Here is a 23254-nt window from a genome sequence, read left to right on the forward strand (position 1 = left end):
TTATGCCAAGAGAAAAAAGAGAAATACAAAAAGAAGACATAATGCCATTGGATGTCTACACAAAAAATAGAAGAGAACTAAGAAAAAATATTGTTGATTTTAAAAAAAATAGAAGAATTGCATTAGGTCCTTATGCAACTTTTTATTTTGAAAGTTACGAGACAATGTTAGCTCAAGTTCAAGAAATGTTATATATTGAAAAAGGTGGAGATGAACAACTTAAAGATGAGTTGTCAGCATACAATCCTCTAATACCAAATGGTAAAGAATTAACAGCTACTTTAATGTTTGAAATAGACAATCCTATTTCACGTGCAGCTTTCCTAGGAAAAGTGGGTGGAATAGAAGAAACTGTGTTTATGAAAATTAATGGAGAAAAAATAAAAGCTATACCAGAGGAAGATGTTGATAGAACATCAGCTGAAGGTAAAGCTTCTTCAGTTCAATTTATTCATTTTAATTTTTCAGATGACCAAATAGCTAAATTTAAATCTGAAGAAATTGAAGTTGAAATAGGAATAGATCATAAAGAATATTCCCATACTACCAAGCTGTCTTTAGAGAATAAAAAGTCACTTGCTGCTGATTTTAGTTAATTAAATCCCCAGATATTATCTGTTTTAACCCAACCTTGAAATTTTCCAGATGTTATCTGACACCATTCTTGTTCACACTTTTCTAATATTAATAACCTACCTTCCTTAATAAGAGCAATTGGTTTTGCAAAAGATGTAGGGTTTTTAAATAAAATTTTATCTTTTGTTGCTATTGCAGAATTATTTTTTTTTAATTGAGATATATGTATCCACCCACCATTATTTTTAAGGTCTATAATTCTTCTAAAGTTTTCTTTTTTATCTATTTGTTTTAAAGGAAGGTTAATTTTTTTGTAAACATATTTTACATCTGAATCAAAACTTGGACCGTACCTAACGTTTACTTTATTTTTTTTTAAAGAAACAAATATTTCATCAGCTGAACTTATTGAAATTGATAAGATAAAAATTAATATTATTCTTATAATTAATTGCATAGACAGTTTTTTCTTTTTTTAATTTTTGCTTTTCTAAAATTTAAATTTAATAAATCAATAATTAAAATATATTTATTTAAACTTTGGCCTATATTTAAAATATTTTTTAAAATTTCATTAGCTTGCATTGTGCCAACTATTCCCGCTACAGTTCCCAGGATTCCTTCATATTCACAATTGAGTATTTCATCTGATATTTTTTCCTCTTGATAAAAACATCGAAGGCATGGTTCTTTTTTATTTTTGAAATTAAATGTAAAGATATGACCATCAAATTTACTTATAGCACCAGTTACCAAAAACTTTTTATACTTTAAACTTAAATCATTAATTAGAAATTTACTTTCAAAATTATCAGTTCCATCAACAATATAATCGTAATCTTTAATAATTTTTTGAAAATTAGATTTATTTAATTTGTAATTAAAAATTTTTATATTTGTTAAAGAATTAATGTTGTTTAATTTTTTTTTAGCTATTTTGACTTTTAGTTGATTTAAATCTTTCTGATTGAATAAACTCTGCCTATGAATATTTGAAAGACTTATTCGATCATGATCCACAATTCCTAATGAGCCAACCCCTGACCTAGTCAAGAATTCTGCTACTGGGCACCCTAGACCACCCATACCTATTATTAACACTTTTGCATTTGTAATTTTATTTTGACCTAAAATACCAATATTTTTTAATATGATCTGTCTTGAAAAACGTTCAATTTGTTTTTTGTTTAATTTTTTGCTCATTTTCCTGTTGAGCCAAATCCGCCTTCGCCTCTAATTGTTTCTGGAAGCTCATCTGTTTCTTCAAAATTCATTTTTATCACTGGTGCAAGAACCATTTGAGCTATTCTGTCTTTATTGTTTATTAAAAAATCTTCTTTTCCGTGATTGTAAAGTATTACTTTTATCTCACCCCTGTAATCACTATCTATTGTTCCTGGTGTATTTAAAACACTAATACTATTTTTTGCTGCTAAACCTGATCTAGGTCGTATTTGAATTTCAAATTCATTTGAAAAAGCAACGGCAATTCCAGTTGGAACTAAACAAGAATTTTGGGATTTAAGTATAATAGGTTCTTTTATAAATGCCATAAGATCCATTCCCGAAGCCCCTTCTGTTTTGTAGGCAGGTAGCTCTATTGAAGGATCTAATTTTTTAACAAGGATTTTTGCCATTAATTTAATTGATCAATTATTCTATCAACTATTTCTTCAGAAATTTCAGATTTTCTTTTGTATGGTAGGACTTCACTTTTTAAAGATTTATTTTTGTAGTGGATTACAACTTCATTATAATCAGAGTTAAATCCAATATTTTTTTTAGAAACATCATTAGCAATTATCCAATCACAATTCTTTTTATTTAATTTTTCTTCTGCATTTTTTAAAACTTCGTTTGTTTCTGCTGCAAAACCAATCACAATTTCAGGTCTCATAGAATTATGATTTGATATGTAATTTAAAATATCAATATTTTTTTCTAAATTTAAATTTAATGTTTCCTCTTTTTTTATTTTTGTTTGAGATTTTTTTTTCACTTTAAAGTCTGATACTGCTGCTGAAAAAATTGCTACATCTACAGGTAAATTCTCTTGTGTAGCAGCAAACATTTCATCCGCTGTTTCAACTTTAATGAGTTTAATATCTTTTTCTACTTCTAGATTAGTTGGTCCTGAAATCAGTGTTGTATCAAAACCTTTTTTCGATAGACATTTAGCTAGTTCATATCCTTGTTTGCCACTTGATTTATTTGTTATAAAACGCACAGGGTCGATATACTCATTTGTTGGACCCGCAGTAACTAAAGCTTTAAATTTTTTAATTTGACTTTGTTTTAAAAAAAATTGGTTTAACTCATCCGCAATTTTTAATGGTTCCGACATCTTTCCTTCTCCGTATTCCCCGCATGCCATATCTCCTATTTCTGGACCAATAAACTTATAACCAAAATCTTTTAATTTTTTTAAATTAGTTTTTGTAGATTTATGTTCCCACATTCTAACATTCATAGCTGGTGCTAAATAAATTTGTTTATTTGAAGCAAGTATTACGGTAGAAGCCAAATCATTCGTAGTACCTTGTGCTAATTTTGAAATTGTATTTGCTGTAGTTGGTGCAACGATAACTACGTCTGCCCATCTAGAAAGTGAAATGTGATCCATTTCAGTTTCGTTTTCTAAGCTAAACAAATCACTATAAACTTTACCTTGAGATAATGATGCTACCGATAATGGAGTTACAAATTCTTTAGCACTAGAAGTAAGTATAGTTTTTATTTCTGCACCATTTTTTTTTAATAATCTAATCGTTTCAAGACTTTTATAAGCTGAAATACCAGCACAAATAATAAAAAGAATTTTTTTGTTATTAAGATTTTTCATTTGCAGAATTAAAATACTATAAGACCAAAAATTACAAGAAGTAATAAACCAATAATAGATTGGTTTCTAAATGCTATCATTTCAGATTTTTTATCGTTTAAAGCTGTATAAGAATTGGAGTTTTGAGGAATTTGTCCGCTAGCTAAAAATGTTAGAGCTTGATTTGCTTTGTCCATGATTTCAGGTAACTCAGGTAATCTTTTAATTACTTCTGTACTATTTTTAAGTGTTTCGTTAAAATTATTTATAGGATCTTTTGTTTCCCTTAACCAATTTTCAAGAACTGGTTTAGAAGTTGTCCAAATATTAGTGTTAGGATTTAATTTTCTTGCAACACCCTCAACTACAACCATTGTTTTTTGTAACATCAACAATTGAGGTTGAGTTTGCATATTGAATTTTTCTGTAACATCAAAAAGCTGTTTTAATAATTTTCCACCTGAAATATCTTTAACCTCTTGACCAAATATTGGCTCTCCTATTGACCTTAATGCTTGTGCAAGATCATCTATTGGCACATTTTTGGGGACTAATCCTGCTACCAAGTGAACCTCAGCAACTTTTTTATAATCTCTTTGTATAAATCCAAATAAAATTTCAGCTAAAAAACGTTTACTCATTTTGTCTAATCTACCCATTATGCCAAAATCTATTGGAGCTATTTGACCATTCTCATCAATAAATATATTTCCTTGGTGCATATCAGCATGAAAAAAACCATCCCTTACAGCATGTCTTAAAAAATGCTGGATAATATCCTCAGCAATTTTATTAGTATTTAAATTTCTTTTTTTCAGCTCTTCTGTTTCACGAATAGATACCCCATCTATCCAATCTAATGTCATTACATTCTCACTAGTAAAGTTCCAATAAATTTCAGGAACTTTGAATCCAGCATCATTTTTTGTATTTTCTGCATATTCATTTGCGGCTGCTGCCTCAAACCTTAAATCCATTTCTAGGTTGGTTATTTCTTTCAACAAAAAAACAACTTCCACAAGTTTTAATCTTTTAGTTTTTTTTAAAAATGACTCAATGATAAATGCAAATAGCATCATCGCATCAATTTCTTCATTAAATATTTTTTTTATGTCTGGTCTTATAATTTTTATTGCTACATCTTTAATTGTACCATTGTCATTTATTTTAGCTTTATGAACTTGTGCTATTGATGCAGCAGCAACTGGCTCACTTAAATCAATAATAGAATTGTAAGCATCATTGCCTAAATCATTTTTAATTATTTCTTTTGCCTGATTAATAGAGAATGGTGGTACACGATCTTGTAATTTTTCCAGCTTTGTAGAGAGCTCTTCTCCTATAATATCAGGTCTAGTAGCTAAAAATTGACCTAATTTTATAAAAGTTGTACCCATCGACTCTAATGATTTTGAAAGTCTTTCACCATCATCTAGCGCATGATGACTCAATTCTTTTTTTTCAAAAGATATTGCTAATAGCTGAAATAAAATTGTAATCGCGACCGGCGGTTTTTTAAATTTAGAGGCAATATCTAAAATATCAGATTTTGCAATTTTTCTTCCTAATTTAAATAAAGTAATTAATTTTCTTAGCATTATATTTTCCAACCACTATGGATAGAAACTATACCACCTGAAAAGTTCCTATAATTACATTTCGTAAAATTATGCTTTTTCATTAAGTCAATTAATTCTTCCTGATTAATAAATTCTTCAATACTTTTTACTAGATATTCATATGGTTTTTTATCGCCAACAATAAATTGACCAATATGAGGAATTATTTTTGAATAGTTTTTATAAACAAAATCTAGGTTAGAGTTTTGAATTTTTGAAAATTCTAAACATAAAAATCTTCCACCTGGTTTTAATACCCTATAAGCTTCGGATAGAGCTTTATCTAAATTCTTTGTATTTCTAAGACCAAAACTTATTGTGTAATAATCAAATTCGTTGTCTTGAAGTGGAAGCTTCTCAGCAGCTGCATTGATCCATTTTATATTTTTATAATTAGATAATTTTTGTTTGCCTTGATTAATCATACCTTTATTTGGGTCTACACAAGTGACCTCTGACATTTGATTTGTACTATTCAAAAATAATTTACCAATATCTCCAGTTCCACAAGCAACATCTATTAACTTTCTATTTGGAGATGGTTTCATTATATTGATTAGACTTTTTTTCCAAAATCTATGAATCCCCAGTGACATGAAATCATTCATCAAGTCGTATTTACTATAAACTTGATCGAAAACACCTTCCACAAGGCCTTTTTTATTTTGAAGATATTGTTGCATAAAAAAATATATATTGAATATAGTGAGAAATGCCAGAATTACCAGAAGTAGAAATTGTTAGACAATCTTTAGACAAAAAAATTAAACAAAAAAGTATTAAAAAAGTAATTATTAGAAATAAAAATCTTAGGTTTCCACTTCCAAAAAATTTTAGCTCTTTTTTAATGAATAAAAAAATTATTAAAGTAGATAGATTTTCCAAGTATTTAATATTGAATTTTAAAAGTGGAGAGTTTTGTTTGATACATTTGGGTATGTCTGGAACCATACACATCATTGATAGTAAAAAAAAATTAAAATTTACTAATGCTAGTTTTTATCATTCTCCTATATTACCAAAAAAACATAATCATATTGAATTAATATTTAATTCTTTGAAAGTAATTTATAATGACCCAAGAAGATTTGGTTTTTTTGAGTTAGTAGAAAATAGTGAAAAATTAGAAAATAGATTTAAATATTTGGGACCAGAACCATTCAATTTAAATTTTAATTTGAATTATGTTTTTAATTACTTCAAAGGAAAGAATAAAAATATTAAAACATTTTTATTAGATCAAAAATTTGTTTCTGGAATTGGGAATATTTATGCAAGTGAAATTTTATTTCTAAGTAAGATTTATCCATTTAAAAAAGCAAATTTGTTAACTAGAGATGAATGTAAAAAAATTATTTACTATTCAAAAAAAATTTTATTAAGAGCAATTAAAAAAGGTGGTTCAAGTATTAGAGATTTTAAGGATACCTTGGGATCTTCTGGAAACTATCAAAAAGAATTTAAAGTATATCAGCAAGAAGGATTAAGATGTAAAACTATAGGATGTACCGATACTATACAGAAAAAAATTGTATCAAATAGATCTACTTTTTTTTGTAATTCCTGCCAAAATTAGCCAAATATTTAGTTGACCGTTTTCAGTTCTCAAGCTATACCCCTGCGCATGGCAAATACAAAATCAGCTATTAAACGTATAAGACGTATTTCTAAGCAAACAGCAGTTAATAAAGCTAGAAAAAGTAGATTTAGAAATGCATTAAAGAAAATGAACGCTTTAATTGATACTAAAAAGAAAGATGAAGCGTTAAAATTCTTACCTAAATTAAACTCTGAGTTGATGAAAATTGCAAAGACTGGTGTAATTAAAAAACAAAATGCATCAAGAAACGTTTCAAGAATAACTAAAAAGATTGCAGCAATTTAAAAACCTTAAGTTGTTTCGAAGATAAATTTCACACACACATTATATAAGATCTAAATATTTTCAAATTACCATATTTAGATTTAGTAAATCTTTGATCTTACACAATACAATCAATGTTTGATTCAATCTGTATTTGATTCAATCAAAAATTTTATTTTTAAGAAAATTTAAAACTAATTTAAAAATTTGTGTCCATAAAAAAAAATGATTGTGACAATAAATTCTACAATTGCAGATTTAATTTTTTTTTAATTTTAAATTTAATACTTGTTGCAAAATTTTTTAAATCGTTCTAACTGAGATCTTCCCTTAAGTTATGAATAAATCTTTTACAAATAAAAATATTAATAATTTTGCTTCAGAAGAGATTGATTGGCAACAAATTCAATCTGAAATGAAGAATAAATTAGGTTTGGAAATTTATGAAAGTTGGTTAAAAAAAATATCATTTCTTGAGGAGCATAATAATTATTTACTTTTATCTGTTCCAACTAGATTTATCAGAGACTGGATTACTTCGAGGTATTTAGACCAAATTCTGAAAATAATTAAATTGTATAAAAAGGATATAATTAGAATTGAATTTAAAATTATTGATCAAAAAGTTGATGAGGATTTAAAAGACACAACAAATATTGAAAATACTCAAAATGAAAATGTTTCATTTATAAAAGACTCGTACCTTCAGTATAACCGAATAGATCCAAACAAACGATTTGATAACTTTATAACTGGATCAAGCAATAAACTTGCATATGAAGCTTCTTTAAAGGTTACAGAAACTATCTCACATTATAATCCACTCTATATTTATGGTGGTGTAGGAATGGGGAAAACTCACTTATTAAATTCTATTGGTTTTGAGATGAAGAAAAAAAATAAAGTGATGTTCATTTCAGCTGAACGTTTCATGTATCAGTTTGTAAAATCAATTAAATCAAATGATATGGTTAAGTTTAAAGAATATTTTAGAAATACTGATATTTTATTAATAGATGACATCCAGTTTATTAGCGGCAAAGAAGCAATGCAGGAAGAATTTTTTCATACATTCAATGCTTTGTTAGATAAAGGATCACAAATTATAGTATCAGCTGATAGAGCACCTAATAAATTAATGCGTATTCAAGAGAGAATTAAATCCAGATTTTCAGGTGGATTGGTTGTTGACATTCAAAAACCTGATTTAGAATTACGAAAAAAAATAGTTCAAAAAAAAACAGAAGAATTAAACAATTTATATTCAGATCAGCTTCAAGTATCAAAAGATATACAAGATTTTATCAGTAATGAGATCTCAGGAAGTGTTAGAGAATTAGTTGGAGCAGTTAATAGAATAGTATCCTTTTCAAGAATTTATAACAAAGTTCCAAATCTACCTGAAACTAAAGTGGTATTAAAAGATCTTTTAAATATCTCAGAAAATAAAGTAACAATTGACTTAATACAGACTATTGTGTGTAAGTTTTTTAAGATAAGCAAAAATGAAATGCTTTCTTCAAGAAGATCAAGATATCTTGTAAGACCTAGACAGACAGCAATTTACTTAACTAAAATTTTAACTTCAAAATCATTACCAGAAATAGGTAGAGAATTCTCGAATAGAGATCACACAACAATTATCCATTCTGTTAAAACAATTGAGAAAATCAAAGAAAAAGATCCAGAAATGGTAGATAATATCAATAAACTTAAAAATCAGATATTATACAATAACAAAGAAAATGAAATTTAACGTCAACCAACAAGACCTTCAGCAAGCACTAAATTATTGTCAGGGTGTAATTGAAAAGAGAAGCACGTTACCAATTTTATCTAATATATTATTAGATGCTAGTAATTCTAAATTAACAATTACTGCTACAGATCTTGATTTAATTTTTATACACCAGCTAAATAATGTTGAAATTCTTGAAGAAGGAAAAACAACAACAACCTCATCAATTATGTATGACATAATCAGAAAATTAACATCAGGAAAAAAAATTAACCTTACTCTTACCGATGTAAGTAAATTACAAGTAGAATCGGAAAAATCTATTTTTAATTTGAATTGTATTAGTGCTACCGAGTTCCCATTAACTGATGAAAATTTTAATGAAAATGAATTTATTATAAAATCAAAACAATTATTGAAGCTTCTAAATAAATGTAAGTTTTCTGTTTCAAATGATGAAACTCGACATTATTTAAGTGGTATTTATTTTCACCAAACCGAAGTTGAAGATAAAAATTATTTAACAGCTGTTGCTACTGACAGTCATAGAATGTCGATTTCAAAAATCAGGCTAGATGAAAAAATTGAATTTGACCCTATTATACTTCCTAAAAAAACAATTTTTCAACTTTGTTCACTGTTAGATAGTTATGATGGTGATGTAAAAGTATCAAATCTAAAGTCAAAAATTAAGTTTGAACTGAATAATAGTATTTTAATTTCAAAACTTATCGACGGAAAATTTCCGAATTATATTCAAGTAATACCTAAAAATAATCAAAAAAAATTAGAAATTGATTTAAAACTTTTCTTAAACTCAGTTGATAGAGTAGCTTCTGTATCTCTGGATAAAAAAGATGGTGTAAAATTTAATTTATCAAATGATACTCTAGATCTTTCGGTAAATAATACTAATAGTGGAGACGGAAAAGAAACATTAAATGTTAAATTTGATCATGACTTAGAAATAAGTTTTAACTCCAGATATTTGATTGATGTAGCTTCACAATTAGATGGTGATAGAGTCGAAATCTTTTTTAATGATACGGGTTCACCAGCTTTAATAAAAGATCCAGGCGATTTTGATAGTATCTACGTTGTGATGCCAATGAAGGGTTAATTTATTAAATCTAATTCTTGATAGATATTTTTTTCTAGAGTTTTTAAAAATTCATTTTTTTCTAGGCCAGCTGAAATAGGTTTTAATATTGATATAGTAATTGTTCTATTACTATTTTTTCCACCTTTTTTTGGCCATACGTAACCAGAGTTTATGGCTACTGGTAAACAATTTATTTTTAATTCTTCATATATCCTTGAGGCTCCTTTTTTAAATGGAGTTCTATCATCAGGTAATACCCTGGTACCTTGAGGAAAAATAATTAATGGACGATTTGATTGTGATATTGTTTTTGAAATATCATTAAAAAAACCCAAATTATCTTTAGTTGTTTTATTTCTATTTATTGAAATTGATCCTATTTTTTTTAAATACCAACCAAATATTGGAATTTGGAGAAGCTCTTTTTTTAAAATAAAAACTGGTGAATTAAAAATAGTTTGCAAATAAAAAGTTTCAAACATTGATTGATGAGATGCAGCAATAAAAAATTTATCCTCTTTGATTATATTTTCTTCACCTTTGATAAGGATTTTTACTGAAAGGATAAACCTTAAGCAAACACCAGTCCAATAGCCCATTAATTTGCCACCAATTAAAACTATTTTTCTTGGTAGGAAAAAAGAAGGTAAAAAAATTATAGAAATAAAAATAATTCCAGTAAAAAAAATTATTGAAAATAAAATGTTTCTTATCATTGTCTCAAAAGCTAAATTAAATCTTTATGCTTTTGTCTTTTTCTAATTATTTTTATTTTGTTGTTTTTAATTAATATTTCTAATGGTTTTGTTCTTAAGTTATAATTTGAACTTAGTGACATTCCGTAAGCACCAACATCACATATCGCAACGAAGTCCTTTTCTTGAAGTTCCTGAAAGTTTTTAATAGTTACAAACTTGTCTGTAGTTTCACATATAGGTCCTACAAATTCATAAGTTTTTTTGGAAACTTTTCCAGATTTAATAACAGGTAAAGTTTTGTGAATTGCACCATATAATGCTGGTCTCATTAAATCATTCATTGCTGCATCTAATATAATGAATTTTTTACTTTCACTGTCTTTTATATAAATTACTTTTGTAATCAATGTTCCAGAATTTCCTATTATAGATCTTCCTGGTTCAAATATAATTTTACATTTTTTATTTTTTAAAAATTTTTTAATAGCTAAATTATATTTTTTATAATTAAGTTTTTTATTTTTATCTGCATAAGAAATTCCCATACCACCACCTAAATCGATGTATTCAAATTCATGAGATGTTTTCTTTAAAATATTATCGACTACTTTAAGCATCTTTTCATAAGGCTTATGATCTAAAATTTGGCTTCCAATATGAACACTTAAGCAATTAAGATCTATATTTTTTGAACTTTTGCAATATTCAATTATTTCATAAAATGTTTTTTCATTTACACCAAACTTATTCTCTTTTTTACCAGTCGAAATTTGGCTTAATGTTTTTGCATCAGTATTAGGATTTAATCTTAAACCAATTTTCACAATTTTATTTTTTTGTCTAGCCACTCTATTTATTTCTACTACTTCACTTTTCGATTCTGCGTTTATTAGTAAAATTTTTTTATCTATTGCGTATCTTATTTCATTTGTAGTTTTACCAACTCCTGAAAAGACAATTTTATTTGGACTAACACCTGCTTTAAGAGCCATCATCATTTCACCAACAGATACTACATCAGCTCCAAAACCAAATTTTGATATCTCATTTATTAAATTTACATTGGTATTTGATTTAACTGCAAAACATATCAGTGGTGATATTGATTTAAAATTTTTTTTAAAATTTAAAATATTTTCTTTTAACCTTGAGTAAGAATAGCAATATGTTGGAGTACCATATTTTTTTGCAATTTTTAAAAAGTTTACTTTATCAATAGATAATTTTTTATTTATGTATTTCATTACACTCTATTTTTAGAGAATAGATTTAAATAAACTTGTTTTTTGTCCTCTTTGTATACAGGGTCACCTTTCTTGCCACATGAAAATAACAGTAGCAACATAACTAACGTAAATGTGATTTTTTTTATCATTTTAATTTTTTATATTTAGTTATCATTTTTTTTATATTTTCAAAAGAAGTTCCCCCAAATGATTTTTTTGAATTTATAGAGTTTTTTAAATTGAAAATTTCTAAAACCTTTTCTGTCAATTTTGGCTCAATTTTTTTAAGTTCATTTAAACTTAATTCGTTTAAATTTTTCTTTCTTTTTTCAGCCATGTTAACAATAGCAGCTGTTTTTTGATATGCCTTTCTAAATGACATGTTGTGTTCTCTAACTAAATAATCAGCTAGATCTGTTGCTGTAATATGGCCTATATTTGCAAGTTCAAGCATCTTCTTTTTATTTGCACTACAATTTTTTAAAACTTCATCAAATATTTTTAAGCAATTTATTAAAGTATCATTAGAATTAAAAACCAATTCCTTATCATCCTGTAAATCTTTAAAATAAGAAAGTGGCAAGCCTTTTAGTATCGTTAACATAGAAAAAAAATTTCCGTAAGAAGTACCGGTTTTTCCTCTTAGATATTCTAAGAGATCAGGATTCTTTTTTTGAGGCATAATCGAAGAGCCTGTAACAACTTTATCTGACAAGTTGATTAAGTTAAATCCATCTGAATTCCATATAATTAATTCCTCTGCAATTCTAGAAATATGCATTGAACAAACTGAAACAGCATAAAGAAAATCCAGCACAAAGTCTCTATCTGAAACTGTATCTATTGAATTATTAGTTGGTCCTTTAAATCCAAGTTTTTTAGATGTAAAATTTCTATCTATATTAAACGAAGTGCCTGATAGAGCTGCTACACCTAATGGACTTTCACTTAAACTATTTAAATTGTTTAAAAATCTTTTTTTATCTCTAGTAAACATTTCCACATAAGCCATTAAATAATGGCCAAATGATATAGCTTGAGCATTTTTAAGATGAGTAAAACCTGGCATGATAGTCTCTATATTTTTTTCAGCCAGTTTAATTGTGCTTTTGATTACTTTATCTATATTATTATTAATATCTTTTGTTGCAGTTTTAATCCAAATTTTAAAATCAGTTATTACCTGATCATTTCTTGATCGAGCTGTATGAATGTATCCAGCTTCATCACCAATTATTTGAAATAATCTTTTCTCTATATTCATATGGATGTCTTCATATTTTTTATTAAATTCAAATTTATTGTAAGTTATTTCTTTATAAATTTTATTTAGACCATAAATAATTTTATTTTTTATTTTAAAGGAAATTATCTTTTGTCTAAAAAGCATTTCAACGTGCGCAATGGATCCTTGGATATCTTCTTTGTAAAGTCTTTTATCTATATCGATAGAATTACCAACTTTTTGAAATAGGTTTGATGCCTTTTTTTGTATTCGCGTGTTCCATATTGCTTGGTTGTTTTTATTTTTTGCCATGATAATTAGTTATACCTAATTAATATGAGAATTTTAGCATTATTTATTTTTTTAATTACAACAGCAGAAGCTAGTGATTTACCGAACATTAAAAATATTGTTATTCATAAAGTTCCAAAAACGTATGAAAATGTATTTTTTTTAAATAAGAAAAATGAAAAAATTAAAATTAATGATTTCAAAGGAAAATTGTTAGTTTTAAATTTTTGGGCTACTTGGTGTCCTCCGTGCAAAGAAGAGATGCCTTCATTAGACAATATGCAAGCAAATTCATTACTTAATAATTTAAAAGTTTTTCCTATTAATATTGGTAAAGAAAAACTAAATAAAGTTGAAGAATTTTTTATAAAATTAGAATTAAAAAATTTGGAACCTTTTTTTGATCCAGAAGTAACTTTAGCTAAAACATTTTCTCTAAGAGGAGTTCCAACATCAATATTTATAAATAAAGAAGGTGAGGAATTTGCAAGGGTTCTTGGTGATATAGACTTTAATGACAAAGATTTTTTAAAGTGGATTGAGAAATATAATTAGTTTTTAAAAAAATATGCGAAAGCTACTAAAACAAGTATAGCCACAAATTGCAGTAGAACTCTAAGCTGCATTAGTTTATTTGAATATTTTTTACTTGTTTCTCCACCTTTAAATAAAGTTCCAATACCCAAAACTAAAACTATTCCAACAGCTATTAAAAGAGCGATAGATAAAATTTTAACTAATATTCCAGAAAACATATTATTATTGTAGTGTGTTTTTAAAAATAAAAAACATAATAAATCATCTATGACATTTTGCCTTAATTCAATCATCATCAAGCCAGAAGAAGGAATAGAAATTAAGAATGCGATAATTTTACTTCATGGGTATGGTGGAGATGGAAAAGACATAAGTATGTTAACTTTAAATTGGAAAAGACATCTGCCAAACACTATTTTTATTTGTCCTAATGGACATGAAAAGTGTGCAATTAATCCATCAGGATATCAATGGTTTGATTTAACCAAAGAAGATCCATCTTATATTCTTGAAGAGTCAATTAAAGCTGAAAATGTTATTAAAAAATTTATTGAGGAAGTTAAAACTGAATACAACTTATCAAATCAACAAATTTGTTTATCAGGCTTTAGCCAGGGCTGCATGATGTCTTTGAATGTTGGTCTTACCTCAAATGAAAAATTTTTATGTGTCGTAGGATTTTCAGGGAAAATAATAGATCAAATTAATTTGAAAGATAGAATCAAAAATAGCACAGATACATTACTCATACATGGTGATGTCGACCAAATTGTTCCATCAACACATTTACTTGAAGCTAAAGATTTTTTAATTCGAAATAATATTCCTGTTGAAACGTTATTAATAAAAAATTGTGACCATCACATTCCTATCGAGGCATCAAGTACAGCATTAAATTATATTTTAAAAAAAATTTAATATCTGATCATATTGATTATAATGCTAAACTAAGTTAATGTTTTAATGTGAACTTTATTGAACAAGATGTGTCATTAGAAAAATGTCCTGCATTAGTTCTTAATGCTGATTACAGACCCCTAAGCTATTACCCTCTATCATTATGGTCATGGCAAGACACTGTGAAATCAGTTTTTCTTGATAGAGTTATAATTGTAAGTCATTACGATAGAACTATCAGAAGCCCTTCATTTAATATGAAGCTACCAAGTGTTATAGCTTTAAAAGACTATATTGTTCCTCAAACGAAACCAAGTTTTACTAGATTTAACGTTTTTTTAAGAGATAAATTCTCTTGTCAATACTGTGGAAGTAATGAGGAACTTACTTTTGATCATTTGCTTCCAAGATCTAAAGGTGGAGAAACAAATTGGGACAATGTTGTTACAGCTTGTTCAGCTTGTAATGTAAAAAAAGGTGGAAAATTATTAAAACATTCAGGAATGAAATTAAATCAATATCCATTCAGACCTTCAACAGAAGATTTACATAAAAATGGCAAGAACTTTCCTCCTAACTTTTTACATAAAAGTTGGATGGATTATTTGTATTGGGATGTTGAATTAGAAACTTAAATTTTTTCAGAAATATTAATTGCAATTTTAGAACCAGTTTTAATTATTTTATCTAAAATACTATAAGGTCCTTTTTTAGTTGCACCTTTTTCATAAGCGATATCTTTATGATTAAGCTCATCTTCTCTAAATTTTGTAATTTTGTTTTTGAGAAATTTTTCATCTTCATCTAATTGATTAATTTGATTTAAGTAGTGTTCATCAATTACTTCCTCTACAGATGCTGTGCATAGCATGGCTGCTTTTTTCCCTAACAAAGTAGAACCAAATCCCAAACCAACACCTAGCAAATCCCACAGTGGTAAAAGTTTTGTAGGAGCAATGTTTCTTTTTTTAATTTCATTTTCAAAGAATTCACTATGTTCCTTTTCATGAATTTTCATATCTTCTATGATTTTTTTCAAATTTTCATCTTTGACAAATGTATTTAAAGCTAACAATTGACCTTCATATATTTTAACTGCTCCACGCTCACCAGCATGATCTACCCTTATAAATTCTTCAATTTTTTTTTTACTCACTTTTGGCATAGTTTAAATAAATTTTTAATGCATTGATTGTAATTAGTATAGAAATTACAATATTGTAAGTTGTAAGTGATAATCCAAAAATTTTAAATGTTACATCTTTGCAGCTCACTTTTTGTTCCTGCAATTGTTTTAAAATTTCTTCTTTGGATGTTGCCTCAGAGCCATTTTTTAGGTCACAAACTAGAGATTCCTCGATAAATCCTTGTTCAATACCAAAATGATAAACTGATAAGATAGTAGCCGTTAAAAAAACAATTACTAATAAAACCAAAAATATTTTTTCAAACTGAGAAAATTTATAATTCAAGAGTATAATTACTATTGCAATTACATATGGAATTCTCTCTAAGATACAAAGATTGCATGGTTGATGACCCAAAATATATTCAATAAAGAACGCTGAAAATAAAGCAACGAAACTGACAAATAAAATCAGGTTAAGAAACAATGATTTATTTTTAAGCATTAAATTTAAAAATTAAAAATATAATTCCTAATACTATAACTATTAAAATTCCAATTATAGTGAACCATTTTGAACCATGCTTCTCCATGAATTCAGTAAATAAGTCACCAAATTTATAAGATAAATAAGCAACAATAAAAAATCTAAGACTTCTCGAGATTAAACTTACAACAATAAATACAGGTAAACTAAAACCAACAACACCGCTAGCAATAGTGAATGCTTTATAGGGAAGTGGAGTAAATCCTGCTAGAAAAAGAATACTTAGCCAGGCAAAAAAACCTGATCCTTGAGACAAACTTGTCTTCAAATTTTCTACTTTATTTTCATAACCATAAAATTCAATTACATGAATAGCTAAATCATAGAACAAATAACCTAGTAAATATCCAAAAATTCCACCTAAAACTGAAAATAAAGATGCGATTAAAAATATTTTAAAATATTCTTTTTTTTTAGCAATCACCATAGGAATAATCATTACATCTGGAGGTATAGGAAAAAACGAACTTTCAGTGAAGGAAACAATTCCTAAGTACAAATTTGAACTTTTGTGAGCAGCTAAATTTAAACACTTTTTATAAAGACTTTGGAACATTTTTTGGTTTTAATATAATTTTAGTTCTTATACTATTTAATTATAATTTAATTTAATGGGCGAATGGCGGAACTGGTAGACGCGCACGACTCAAAATCGTGTTTCGCAAGAAGTGAGAGTTCGATTCTCTCTTCGCCCACCAAAGTTTATGAATATAAAAAACTATAATAATCTTTTAGAACTATTTTATAATCAGTATACAAAAGAAAAAGCAGATCAAATTTTTCTAAAATCATTAAAAAATCCAAACGATAAATTTTCTTGGAGAGATACTTAATTTGAATATTTTAAAATTAAGCGACGAGCTTAAATCTTTAATTCAAAAAAAAGATAGATGTTTATTAATTTCAGAAAATAGACCTGAATGGATGATATCTGATTTAGCGATAATGTTAGCAGGTGGAATTACCGTGCCAGCTTATACCACTTATACCGAAAGAGATTATGAATATTTAATTGATGATTGTAATCCATCAGTAATAATTGTCTCAGATCAAGTTCAATATAATAAAATTAAAAATATAATTTCTACAAAGCCATTTATAAAAAAGGCTATCACCTTTGATCAAATTGACAGTCAATCAGATACTATATGTATTAAAGATATTTTTCTAAAGAACGATTGTGAAGAGATCGATTTTTTAAAATTAGAAATTTCAAGAAAAGATGTAGCTTGTATTATTTATACATCAGGAACCCAAGGTAACCCCAAGGGAGTAATGCTTAGTCATGGGGGGATTTTAAATAATTGTGAAGGTTCTATTTCACTTTTGAAAGAGATAATATCTTACAAACCTAAATTCTTAACTTGGTTACCATTATCTCATTCTTATGAACACACCGTTCAGTTTGTCCAAATAGCAATAGGTGCCGAAGTTTACTACGCAGAAAGTATAGATAAGTTAATTAAAAATATGGGGGAGTGTAGTCCAGATATTATGACAGCTGTTCCAAGATTTTATCAGAATCTGTATCAAAAAATTAATTCAACTTTTAATAAAGCTACTGGTTTTAAAAAATCTCTAATAAACAAAATGCTATATCTAGGAGAAAAAGTACTAACAAATCAAAAACTTACTTTTTTTGAAAAAGTGCAAAATACAATTTGTGAAAAAATAGTTAGAAAAAAAATAAAAGCTCAGTTTGGAGGTTCTTTAAAAGCATTCATTTCTGGAGGAGGTGCGCTAGATAAAGAAGTGGGTGTTTTTTTAAATTCGATAGGTTTACCGACTTTGCAAGGATATGGGTTAACTGAAACTTCTCCAGTTGTAAGTTGTAACCCAATAAAAGATATAAGGATAGATACAGTAGGTCCTGCTTTTAGTGGTAATGAGGTGAAAATTGCTGATGATGGTGAAATTCTGGTTAAAGGTGAAAATGTTATGTTAGGTTATTGGAATAAAAAGGAAGAGACTGAAAAAGTTTTAAAGGATGGCTGGTTATATACTGGAGATATAGGACATTTTGAAAATGGATACTTAAAAATTACTGATAGAAAAAAAGATATTTTAATTACACCAGGTGGTGACAATATTTCACCTGTAAAAATTGAAAATGACTTACTGAAGATTGAATATGTAGAGCAAGCATTAGTTTATGGAGATAACAAACCATATTTAATAGCTATTTTAGTTTTAAATAATAATGAAAGCAATGTGTCAGATGAAAACATTTCAAAAGAAATAGAAACAATAAATAAAAACTTATCTAAGATAGAAAAAATTAAAAAGTTTTTTGTAATTAAAGATCAATTTACAATTGAAAATGGATTAATGACACCAACTTTAAAGTTAAAAAGATATAAAATTATTGAAAAGTATAAAAGTGAAATAGAAAAACTTTATTAAATTTCTTTAAATTAAGAGTTTATTTACCGCATAAACATTAACTAAATTAATAAAAAAATTTTTTATAAAAAATAAAAAATAAAAAATATTTTTTTTAAAATTCGCTTTTAATTAATGATTTGACATAAGTTGTATAAAAAAATAAAAATAAGTTAACAGCGAATCAATTTGATTCGTTAAACTAAAAAGGGAGCTAAAGATGCCTAAGAAAAGAAAAAAAGCGGCAAAGAAAACTAAGAAAAAAGCTAAGAAAAAAGCTAAGAAAAAAGCTAAAAAGGCTAAGAAAAGAAGAAAATAATAACTTAGTATTCTTTACAAAAAACGCTTCTCATAACTTTTTGTGTGAGAGGCGTTTTTTTTTATTCGTCTAAAGGTTCGTCAGTTTCAGAAATAGGCTCTTCGACAGGTAAATCAGCAGTTGGAGTTTTAGGAGTAGCGCTAATAGCTTGTGCTTGTCCACCAACATTTCTCTTTAATGCTTTATCTAATTTTTTTTGAGTGTCTTCTGGTGATAAATTTAAAATTATCTGAAATTCTGATTGCATTCTTTCATAAGCTTTTTCAAAAAGTTGTCTTTCACTATAAGATTGATCAACCATAAGATCATCACCTTTATTTAGATCTCTTACAACTTCAGCTAATTCATAAATTTTACCTGATGAAATTTTTGCCTCATATTCTTGTGCTCTTCTACTCCACATTGATCTTTTGATTTTTGGCTTACTTTTTAATATAGAAATACATTTGTTTACTTGATTAATTGTTGCTAAAGGCCTTAGGTGAGACTGTTTGTTAACGGGTACCATACCATTAGCTTTATCTTTTTCAAATTTGATAACGTATGTTTCAACATCAATACCACCGATATTTATTTTTTTAAATTCTGTAATTTGACCAACGCCATGTTTTGGATAAACAACATAATCTTTAATTTTAAATTCTCTTTTTTCAGTTTCTTGTTTTTTAACTTTTTTTATCTCAGGTTTAACCTCATTAGTTTTTGATATTCTTAAATTATCAACTTTCGGTTCATCTGGCGTTTCAGTAGTTTTTGAAACTTTTTTTATTTTAGGAGATTTATTTGGAATTTTTTTTAATACTTTTTTAGCTTTTTTTACTACTACTTTTTTGACTTTTTTAGTTTTAGTTTTTACAACTTTTTTAACTTTAGTTACTTTTTTCTTTTTAACTTTTTTTGTCATTTTTTTATCTGATTTACTTTTAAAGATTTTCTTTAAAATACTTTTCGTACTTATTTTGCTCATTTTTAAATTTTTCGTGATCCGCTGGGGGATCTTTTTTCTCACTTATGTTTGGCCAGATTTCTGAATATTTTTTATTGATCTCTAACCATTTTTCGCTTCCAGGTTCTGTATCTGCTTTTATAGCATCAACGGGGCACTCTGGCTCACAAACGCCACAATCTATACACTCATCCGGTTTAATTACAAGCATATTTTTACCTTCATAAAAACAATCAACCGGACAAACGTCTACACAATCAGTAAGCTTACACTTAATACAATTGTCGTTTACAATATAAGTCACTCTTTACTTTCCTCTTTTAATCTATGCTTAATATCCCCCATAGTTTTACTGTCAATGTATAAAAGTCCCGCTAATCTTCTCATAAGATTTGTTTCATACATATCCGCATCTTCATTAGAATAAATAATTGACCAAAGAGCTTCCACTATTTTAATTTTATCTTTTTCAGGTAAATTTTTAATTTCTCTTGTGAAGTCTAAAATTTGGTTTGAATTTTCCTCAATAATTTTTGCATCTTGTATAGTTTTTGTGATTTTTTCACTTTCAAGGCCCAACTCTAGAAGTGTTTTTTTAATTATTTCCTCCTCTTTGTCAGTATAATTTTCATCTATTTTTGCAGCATGGATTAATAAAGCACAAACTTTTACTATAAAATTATTCTCTTCTTTTTTATCTGTCTTTTTAAAAAACATAAAATTAACCTAGCTTGAGATTTTTAAGAACTTTAAATGGATTTTCATTTGAAACTTTTTTGTTCTGTATTTTTTTAAATTTTTTAACAGGATTATATTTAAAAAACATGTCTTGTTCTTTCTCATAAGTTTTATAACCCATTTTTTGTAATAATTTTTTAAAGTTCTCTTTGCTGCACCCTAAAAGATTTAACATTTCAGGTATCATTTTTATTTCATTATTTTCTTTTGAAGTAGCATTAATAATTTGTACAAAGAGTCTTTCAAGAATATCTATTCTTACAAAAAGATTATCAAATTTTTCAAATCCACAGAGAAGCATAAAGTTTTTATTTTGAGAATCTTTATCTTCTAAAAAATTCAATCCAAAAGTTGGTGGTTTTAAATTATAGAATTTTTGATGAAAATTTTTCCACAATAAGGTTCTTAAAGATACAGCATCTGGTTTTATAAGCTGATAAAGGAATACATGGTATCTTCCAAATTTTACACCCAATTCTCTAAGTACTTTTCTATCTATTTGTTCAAGATTTTTTAAATAATCAGAAACTTGTTCTCTTTTTAAAACACCATTATTTTCATAAAGCTGATAAGCTAAAGCTTTAATCGAAGACTTATCTTCTTTAATGTTTTTTAAATCTATTAAACTTTTCAAGACATCGCTTATTTTAGAGTTTAACCATTTTTGAATAAAATCATTTAGTTTTTGTTTTGGATTTTGTTCAATAATGTCATCAACAACTAAAGTAAAATTAGGACTTAAATAATCATTTCCTGGTAACAGTCTAGCAATTGGAAATTCATTCCAATATATTTTAAAATCCTCTTTTAAATCTATTAATCCTGTATCTACAATTGACTGAATTCTTTTATCAAACTCAGGTCCAATTGATTGTCTAGCAGCTTTTTTTAATGACTTGATATCAGTTTCAAGAGAGCCTTTTTTTAAATCTAATTCTAATTTCAAACCTTTGATTTTACCAATAAACTGATCATCTATTTTAACGTCATTGTTCTGTAATATTTCAGTTTTGAATTCCATGTCTTGTTTTAAACCTCTTGCAAGTATACTTGCTCTTTTGTCGATAAAAGTCTTGGTAAGTTCTTCATGAAGTCTGTCAGAAAGTCTATCTTCTAAATGTTTTGTTTTTTCTATCCAATAATTTTGATTTTCTACCCAATTATTTTTATTTGAAACATAAGACCAAGTTCTTACATTTGCAATTCTATTTGATAAAGAATCTACATTTCCCTCTAATTTATCAAGTTTCATGAGCTGTAATCTCATGTAATCTTCTGAAATTAGACCTTTTTCACTGTTTAAAAATTTAAAAACATTTCTGATCACTTCATAATGATTGCCGTAGGTTTTTTTAACAAAATCAGGTATCTGACAACATTCCCATAATAATTTGAGAGTTCTTTCGTTAAATTCTAGATTATTTTTTTCATCTTTTATAAAATATTTTAGCGCTCTTTCATCCTCACATTCGTGAACTTTTCTTAACCATTCCATCTGGGGTCTTTCTTCAAGACTTTTAATCAGTGAATTTGGGTTATTGAAATTAAGATCAGAATTTCTCCAGAATAAAGTTCTTATTTCTTCAAATTTATGTCCTTCAATTAATTCCACTTCTTCAGGTGAAATTTCTTTACAATCACCAGTTATTCCAAAACCACCATCATTCAAATATCTTCCAGCTCTTCCAGCTATTTGACCTATTTCAGATAAATTTAATTTTCTTAATTTTTTTCCATCAAATTTTTTAAGATTTGAAAAATATACATAATCTAGATCCATATTTATTCCCATTCCAATAGCGTCAGTGGCTACTAAAAAATCGACATCTCCAGATTGGTAAAGTTCTACTTGAGCATTTCTCGTTTTAGGACTTAATGAACCCATAACTATAGCTGCCCCACCCTTTTGTCTTCTTATTAATTCTGCTATTGCATAAACTTCCTCCGCTGAAAAAGCTATGATTGCAGTTTTTCTATTTATTCTTGATATCTTTTTATGTCCGGCATAAGTGAGTTTTGATAATCTATCTCTATTAATAAATTCTAAATCCTCATTTAATTTAGATATGATGTTTTTAATAGTACTAGAACCCATTAGCATTGTAAGTTTTTCACCTCTTAAATTTAATAATCTATCTGTGAATATGTGACCTCTTTCATGATCTGCACACATTTGAATTTCATCTATGCCCACAAATTCTAAATGTTTTTCAATAGGCATTGATTCTACTGTGCATAAATAATATTTTGCGTTTGTAGGAATTATTTTTTCTTCACCAGTAATTAAAGCAACTTTGTCTATACTAATTTTTTTTATTACTTTATCGTAAACCTCTCTTGCTAATAATCTTAATGGGAACCCAATCATTCCGCTGTCAAAAGATAGCATTGTGTCAATTGCAAGATGAGTTTTACCTGTGTTTGTTGGACCAAGAACAGCTGTAATTTTATTTTTAGGCATTTCTATCTTTGGTGTATAATTTTTTTTACCTACCAGATATTGTTAGTGCTAAAGAACAAAAATAGACTAAAACATGACCGAATCGGAGGGTAAAAAGTTCTCATTTTTATATTAATATTAATGAGAATATCATAATTGAGA

At 27.1% G+C, this 23254-nt stretch carries 27 protein-coding genes and 1 tRNA gene; 11 read left to right on the plus strand and 17 right to left on the minus strand.

What is annotated here, in order from left to right; genetic code table 11:
• The first annotated feature begins 2 nt into the window (after window positions 1-2).
• Window positions 3-596 carry a DUF3501 family protein gene (locus ACTTA6_RS06655; protein ID WP_440613544.1) on the plus strand — a complete coding sequence of 198 codons (594 nt, stop codon included), beginning with the start codon at window positions 3-5 and terminating at the stop codon, window positions 594-596.
• Here ACTTA6_RS06655 and ACTTA6_RS06660 read toward each other — a convergent pair.
• From ACTTA6_RS06660 to ubiE, 6 genes are read right to left on the minus strand one after another with little or no spacing between them, the layout of a single operon-like run.
• Complete coding sequence (locus ACTTA6_RS06660; protein WP_440613543.1) at window positions 593-1033, minus strand: SH3 domain-containing protein; 441 nt, start codon at window positions 1031-1033, stop codon at window positions 593-595. The genes ACTTA6_RS06655 and ACTTA6_RS06660 overlap by 4 nt on opposite strands.
• Window positions 1024-1779: a HesA/MoeB/ThiF family protein gene (locus ACTTA6_RS06665; protein ID WP_440613542.1), complete on the minus strand. Its 756-nt coding sequence runs from the start codon at window positions 1777-1779 to the stop codon at window positions 1024-1026. Before ACTTA6_RS06665 ends, ACTTA6_RS06660 begins: the two co-directional genes overlap by 10 nt.
• Window positions 1776-2213 (minus strand): dUTP diphosphatase, encoded by a 438-nt coding sequence (gene dut, locus ACTTA6_RS06670; protein WP_440613541.1) that lies wholly within the window; start codon window positions 2211-2213, stop codon window positions 1776-1778. Before dut ends, ACTTA6_RS06665 begins: the two co-directional genes overlap by 4 nt.
• Complete coding sequence (gene coaBC / locus ACTTA6_RS06675) at window positions 2213-3418, minus strand: bifunctional phosphopantothenoylcysteine decarboxylase/phosphopantothenate--cysteine ligase CoaBC (protein WP_440613540.1); 1206 nt, start codon at window positions 3416-3418, stop codon at window positions 2213-2215. The genes dut and coaBC overlap by 1 nt, the downstream gene beginning before the upstream one ends.
• 8 nt (window positions 3419-3426) lie before the next feature.
• Window positions 3427-4995 (minus strand): 2-polyprenylphenol 6-hydroxylase, encoded by a 1569-nt coding sequence (gene ubiB / locus ACTTA6_RS06680; protein ID WP_440613539.1) that lies wholly within the window; start codon window positions 4993-4995, stop codon window positions 3427-3429.
• Window positions 4995-5699, minus strand: a complete 705-nt coding sequence (gene ubiE, locus ACTTA6_RS06685) for a bifunctional demethylmenaquinone methyltransferase/2-methoxy-6-polyprenyl-1,4-benzoquinol methylase UbiE (protein WP_440613538.1) — start codon at window positions 5697-5699, stop codon at window positions 4995-4997. Before ubiE ends, ubiB begins: the two co-directional genes overlap by 1 nt.
• 29 nt (window positions 5700-5728) lie before the next feature.
• On the opposite strand from ubiE, the gene mutM reads away from it, so the two are divergent.
• From mutM to dnaN, 4 genes are all read left to right on the plus strand, one after another.
• The gene (gene mutM / locus ACTTA6_RS06690; protein WP_440613537.1) at window positions 5729-6592 is read left to right on the plus strand and encodes a bifunctional DNA-formamidopyrimidine glycosylase/DNA-(apurinic or apyrimidinic site) lyase; all 864 of its coding nucleotides are present in this window, start codon (window positions 5729-5731) and stop codon (window positions 6590-6592) included.
• 48 nt (window positions 6593-6640) lie between these two features.
• A complete protein-coding gene (rpsT, locus tag ACTTA6_RS06695; RefSeq protein ID WP_262590084.1) occupies window positions 6641-6901 on the plus strand; it encodes a 30S ribosomal protein S20 in 261 nt (86 codons plus the stop codon).
• A 316-nt stretch (window positions 6902-7217) separates the two neighbouring features.
• Entirely contained in the window at window positions 7218-8636 is a 1419-nt protein-coding gene (dnaA, locus tag ACTTA6_RS06700; protein WP_440613536.1) for a chromosomal replication initiator protein DnaA, read from the plus strand.
• The gene (gene dnaN, locus ACTTA6_RS06705) at window positions 8626-9738 is read left to right on the plus strand and encodes a DNA polymerase III subunit beta (protein WP_440613535.1); all 1113 of its coding nucleotides are present in this window, start codon (window positions 8626-8628) and stop codon (window positions 9736-9738) included. Before dnaA ends, dnaN begins: the two co-directional genes overlap by 11 nt.
• On the opposite strand, the gene ACTTA6_RS06710 is transcribed toward dnaN, so the two are convergent.
• From ACTTA6_RS06710 to argH, 3 genes are all read right to left on the minus strand, one after another.
• A complete protein-coding gene (locus ACTTA6_RS06710; RefSeq protein ID WP_440613534.1) occupies window positions 9735-10436 on the minus strand; it encodes a lysophospholipid acyltransferase family protein in 702 nt (233 codons plus the stop codon). The two genes, dnaN and ACTTA6_RS06710, sit on opposite strands and share 4 nt — an antisense overlap.
• A gap of 11 nt (window positions 10437-10447) precedes the next feature.
• Complete coding sequence (lysA, locus tag ACTTA6_RS06715; protein WP_440613533.1) at window positions 10448-11662, minus strand: diaminopimelate decarboxylase; 1215 nt, start codon at window positions 11660-11662, stop codon at window positions 10448-10450.
• A gap of 127 nt (window positions 11663-11789) precedes the next feature.
• Entirely contained in the window at window positions 11790-13181 is a 1392-nt protein-coding gene (argH, locus tag ACTTA6_RS06720) for an argininosuccinate lyase (protein ID WP_440613531.1), read from the minus strand.
• A 24-nt stretch (window positions 13182-13205) separates the two neighbouring features.
• Between argH and ACTTA6_RS06725 the strand changes: the two genes are divergently transcribed.
• Window positions 13206-13715, plus strand: coding sequence for a TlpA family protein disulfide reductase (locus tag ACTTA6_RS06725; RefSeq protein WP_440613530.1), 510 nt, complete (start codon window positions 13206-13208; stop codon window positions 13713-13715).
• Here ACTTA6_RS06725 and ACTTA6_RS06730 read toward each other — a convergent pair.
• A complete protein-coding gene (locus ACTTA6_RS06730; protein ID WP_262590092.1) occupies window positions 13712-13915 on the minus strand; it encodes a twin transmembrane helix small protein in 204 nt (67 codons plus the stop codon). The genes ACTTA6_RS06725 and ACTTA6_RS06730 overlap by 4 nt on opposite strands.
• 49 nt (window positions 13916-13964) lie before the next feature.
• Here ACTTA6_RS06730 and ACTTA6_RS06735 point away from each other — a divergent pair, with 49 nt between their 5' ends.
• Together ACTTA6_RS06735 and ACTTA6_RS06740 are read left to right on the plus strand one after the other, a co-directional pair.
• Complete coding sequence (locus tag ACTTA6_RS06735) at window positions 13965-14615, plus strand: alpha/beta hydrolase (protein ID WP_440613529.1); 651 nt, start codon at window positions 13965-13967, stop codon at window positions 14613-14615.
• Window positions 14616-14662: 47 nt separating this feature from the next.
• The gene (locus ACTTA6_RS06740) at window positions 14663-15229 is read left to right on the plus strand and encodes an HNH endonuclease (RefSeq protein WP_440613528.1); all 567 of its coding nucleotides are present in this window, start codon (window positions 14663-14665) and stop codon (window positions 15227-15229) included.
• Here ACTTA6_RS06740 and ACTTA6_RS06745 read toward each other — a convergent pair.
• From ACTTA6_RS06745 to ACTTA6_RS06755, 3 genes are read right to left on the minus strand one after another with little or no spacing between them, the layout of a single operon-like run.
• Window positions 15226-15759, minus strand: coding sequence for a demethoxyubiquinone hydroxylase family protein (locus tag ACTTA6_RS06745; protein WP_262590095.1), 534 nt, complete (start codon window positions 15757-15759; stop codon window positions 15226-15228). The two genes, ACTTA6_RS06740 and ACTTA6_RS06745, sit on opposite strands and share 4 nt — an antisense overlap.
• Window positions 15743-16225, minus strand: a complete 483-nt coding sequence (locus tag ACTTA6_RS06750) for a disulfide bond formation protein B (protein ID WP_440613527.1) — start codon at window positions 16223-16225, stop codon at window positions 15743-15745. The genes ACTTA6_RS06745 and ACTTA6_RS06750 overlap by 17 nt, the downstream gene beginning before the upstream one ends.
• Complete coding sequence (locus ACTTA6_RS06755) at window positions 16218-16823, minus strand: YqaA family protein (RefSeq protein ID WP_428079200.1); 606 nt, start codon at window positions 16821-16823, stop codon at window positions 16218-16220. The genes ACTTA6_RS06750 and ACTTA6_RS06755 overlap by 8 nt, the downstream gene beginning before the upstream one ends.
• Before the next feature lie 57 nt (window positions 16824-16880).
• Here ACTTA6_RS06755 and ACTTA6_RS06760 point away from each other — a divergent pair.
• The 3 genes from ACTTA6_RS06760 to ACTTA6_RS06770 all read left to right on the plus strand — a co-directional run bounded on the left by ACTTA6_RS06760 (window position 16881) and on the right by ACTTA6_RS06770 (window position 18670).
• Window positions 16881-16965, plus strand: a tRNA-Leu gene (locus ACTTA6_RS06760).
• 6 nt (window positions 16966-16971) lie between these two features.
• A complete protein-coding gene (locus tag ACTTA6_RS06765; protein ID WP_440680394.1) occupies window positions 16972-17100 on the plus strand; it encodes a hypothetical protein in 129 nt (42 codons plus the stop codon).
• Window position 17101: 1 nt separating this feature from the next.
• Entirely contained in the window at window positions 17102-18670 is a 1569-nt protein-coding gene (locus tag ACTTA6_RS06770; RefSeq protein ID WP_440680395.1) for an AMP-dependent synthetase/ligase, read from the plus strand.
• A 359-nt stretch (window positions 18671-19029) separates the two neighbouring features.
• On the opposite strand, the gene ACTTA6_RS06775 is transcribed toward ACTTA6_RS06770, so the two are convergent.
• Genes ACTTA6_RS06775 through ACTTA6_RS06790 form a run of 4 tightly spaced genes read right to left on the minus strand, consistent with a single transcriptional unit; the run spans window position 19030 to window position 23113 of the window.
• Complete coding sequence (locus tag ACTTA6_RS06775; protein ID WP_440613525.1) at window positions 19030-19935, minus strand: CarD family transcriptional regulator; 906 nt, start codon at window positions 19933-19935, stop codon at window positions 19030-19032.
• On the minus strand, window positions 19892-20218 hold the full coding sequence (gene fdxA, locus ACTTA6_RS06780) for a ferredoxin FdxA (RefSeq protein WP_075484280.1): 327 nt from the start codon (window positions 20216-20218) through the stop codon (window positions 19892-19894). Before fdxA ends, ACTTA6_RS06775 begins: the two co-directional genes overlap by 44 nt.
• Complete coding sequence (locus ACTTA6_RS06785) at window positions 20215-20631, minus strand: TerB family tellurite resistance protein (protein WP_440613524.1); 417 nt, start codon at window positions 20629-20631, stop codon at window positions 20215-20217. Before ACTTA6_RS06785 ends, fdxA begins: the two co-directional genes overlap by 4 nt.
• 4 nt (window positions 20632-20635) lie before the next feature.
• Window positions 20636-23113, minus strand: a complete 2478-nt coding sequence (locus ACTTA6_RS06790) for a helicase-related protein (RefSeq protein WP_440613523.1) — start codon at window positions 23111-23113, stop codon at window positions 20636-20638.
• Window positions 23114-23254: the final 141 nt, after the last annotated feature.

It is taken from the genome of Candidatus Pelagibacter sp. HIMB1636 (assembly GCF_052047675.1).
Taxonomy (GTDB): Bacteria; Pseudomonadota; Alphaproteobacteria; order Pelagibacterales; family Pelagibacteraceae; genus Pelagibacter.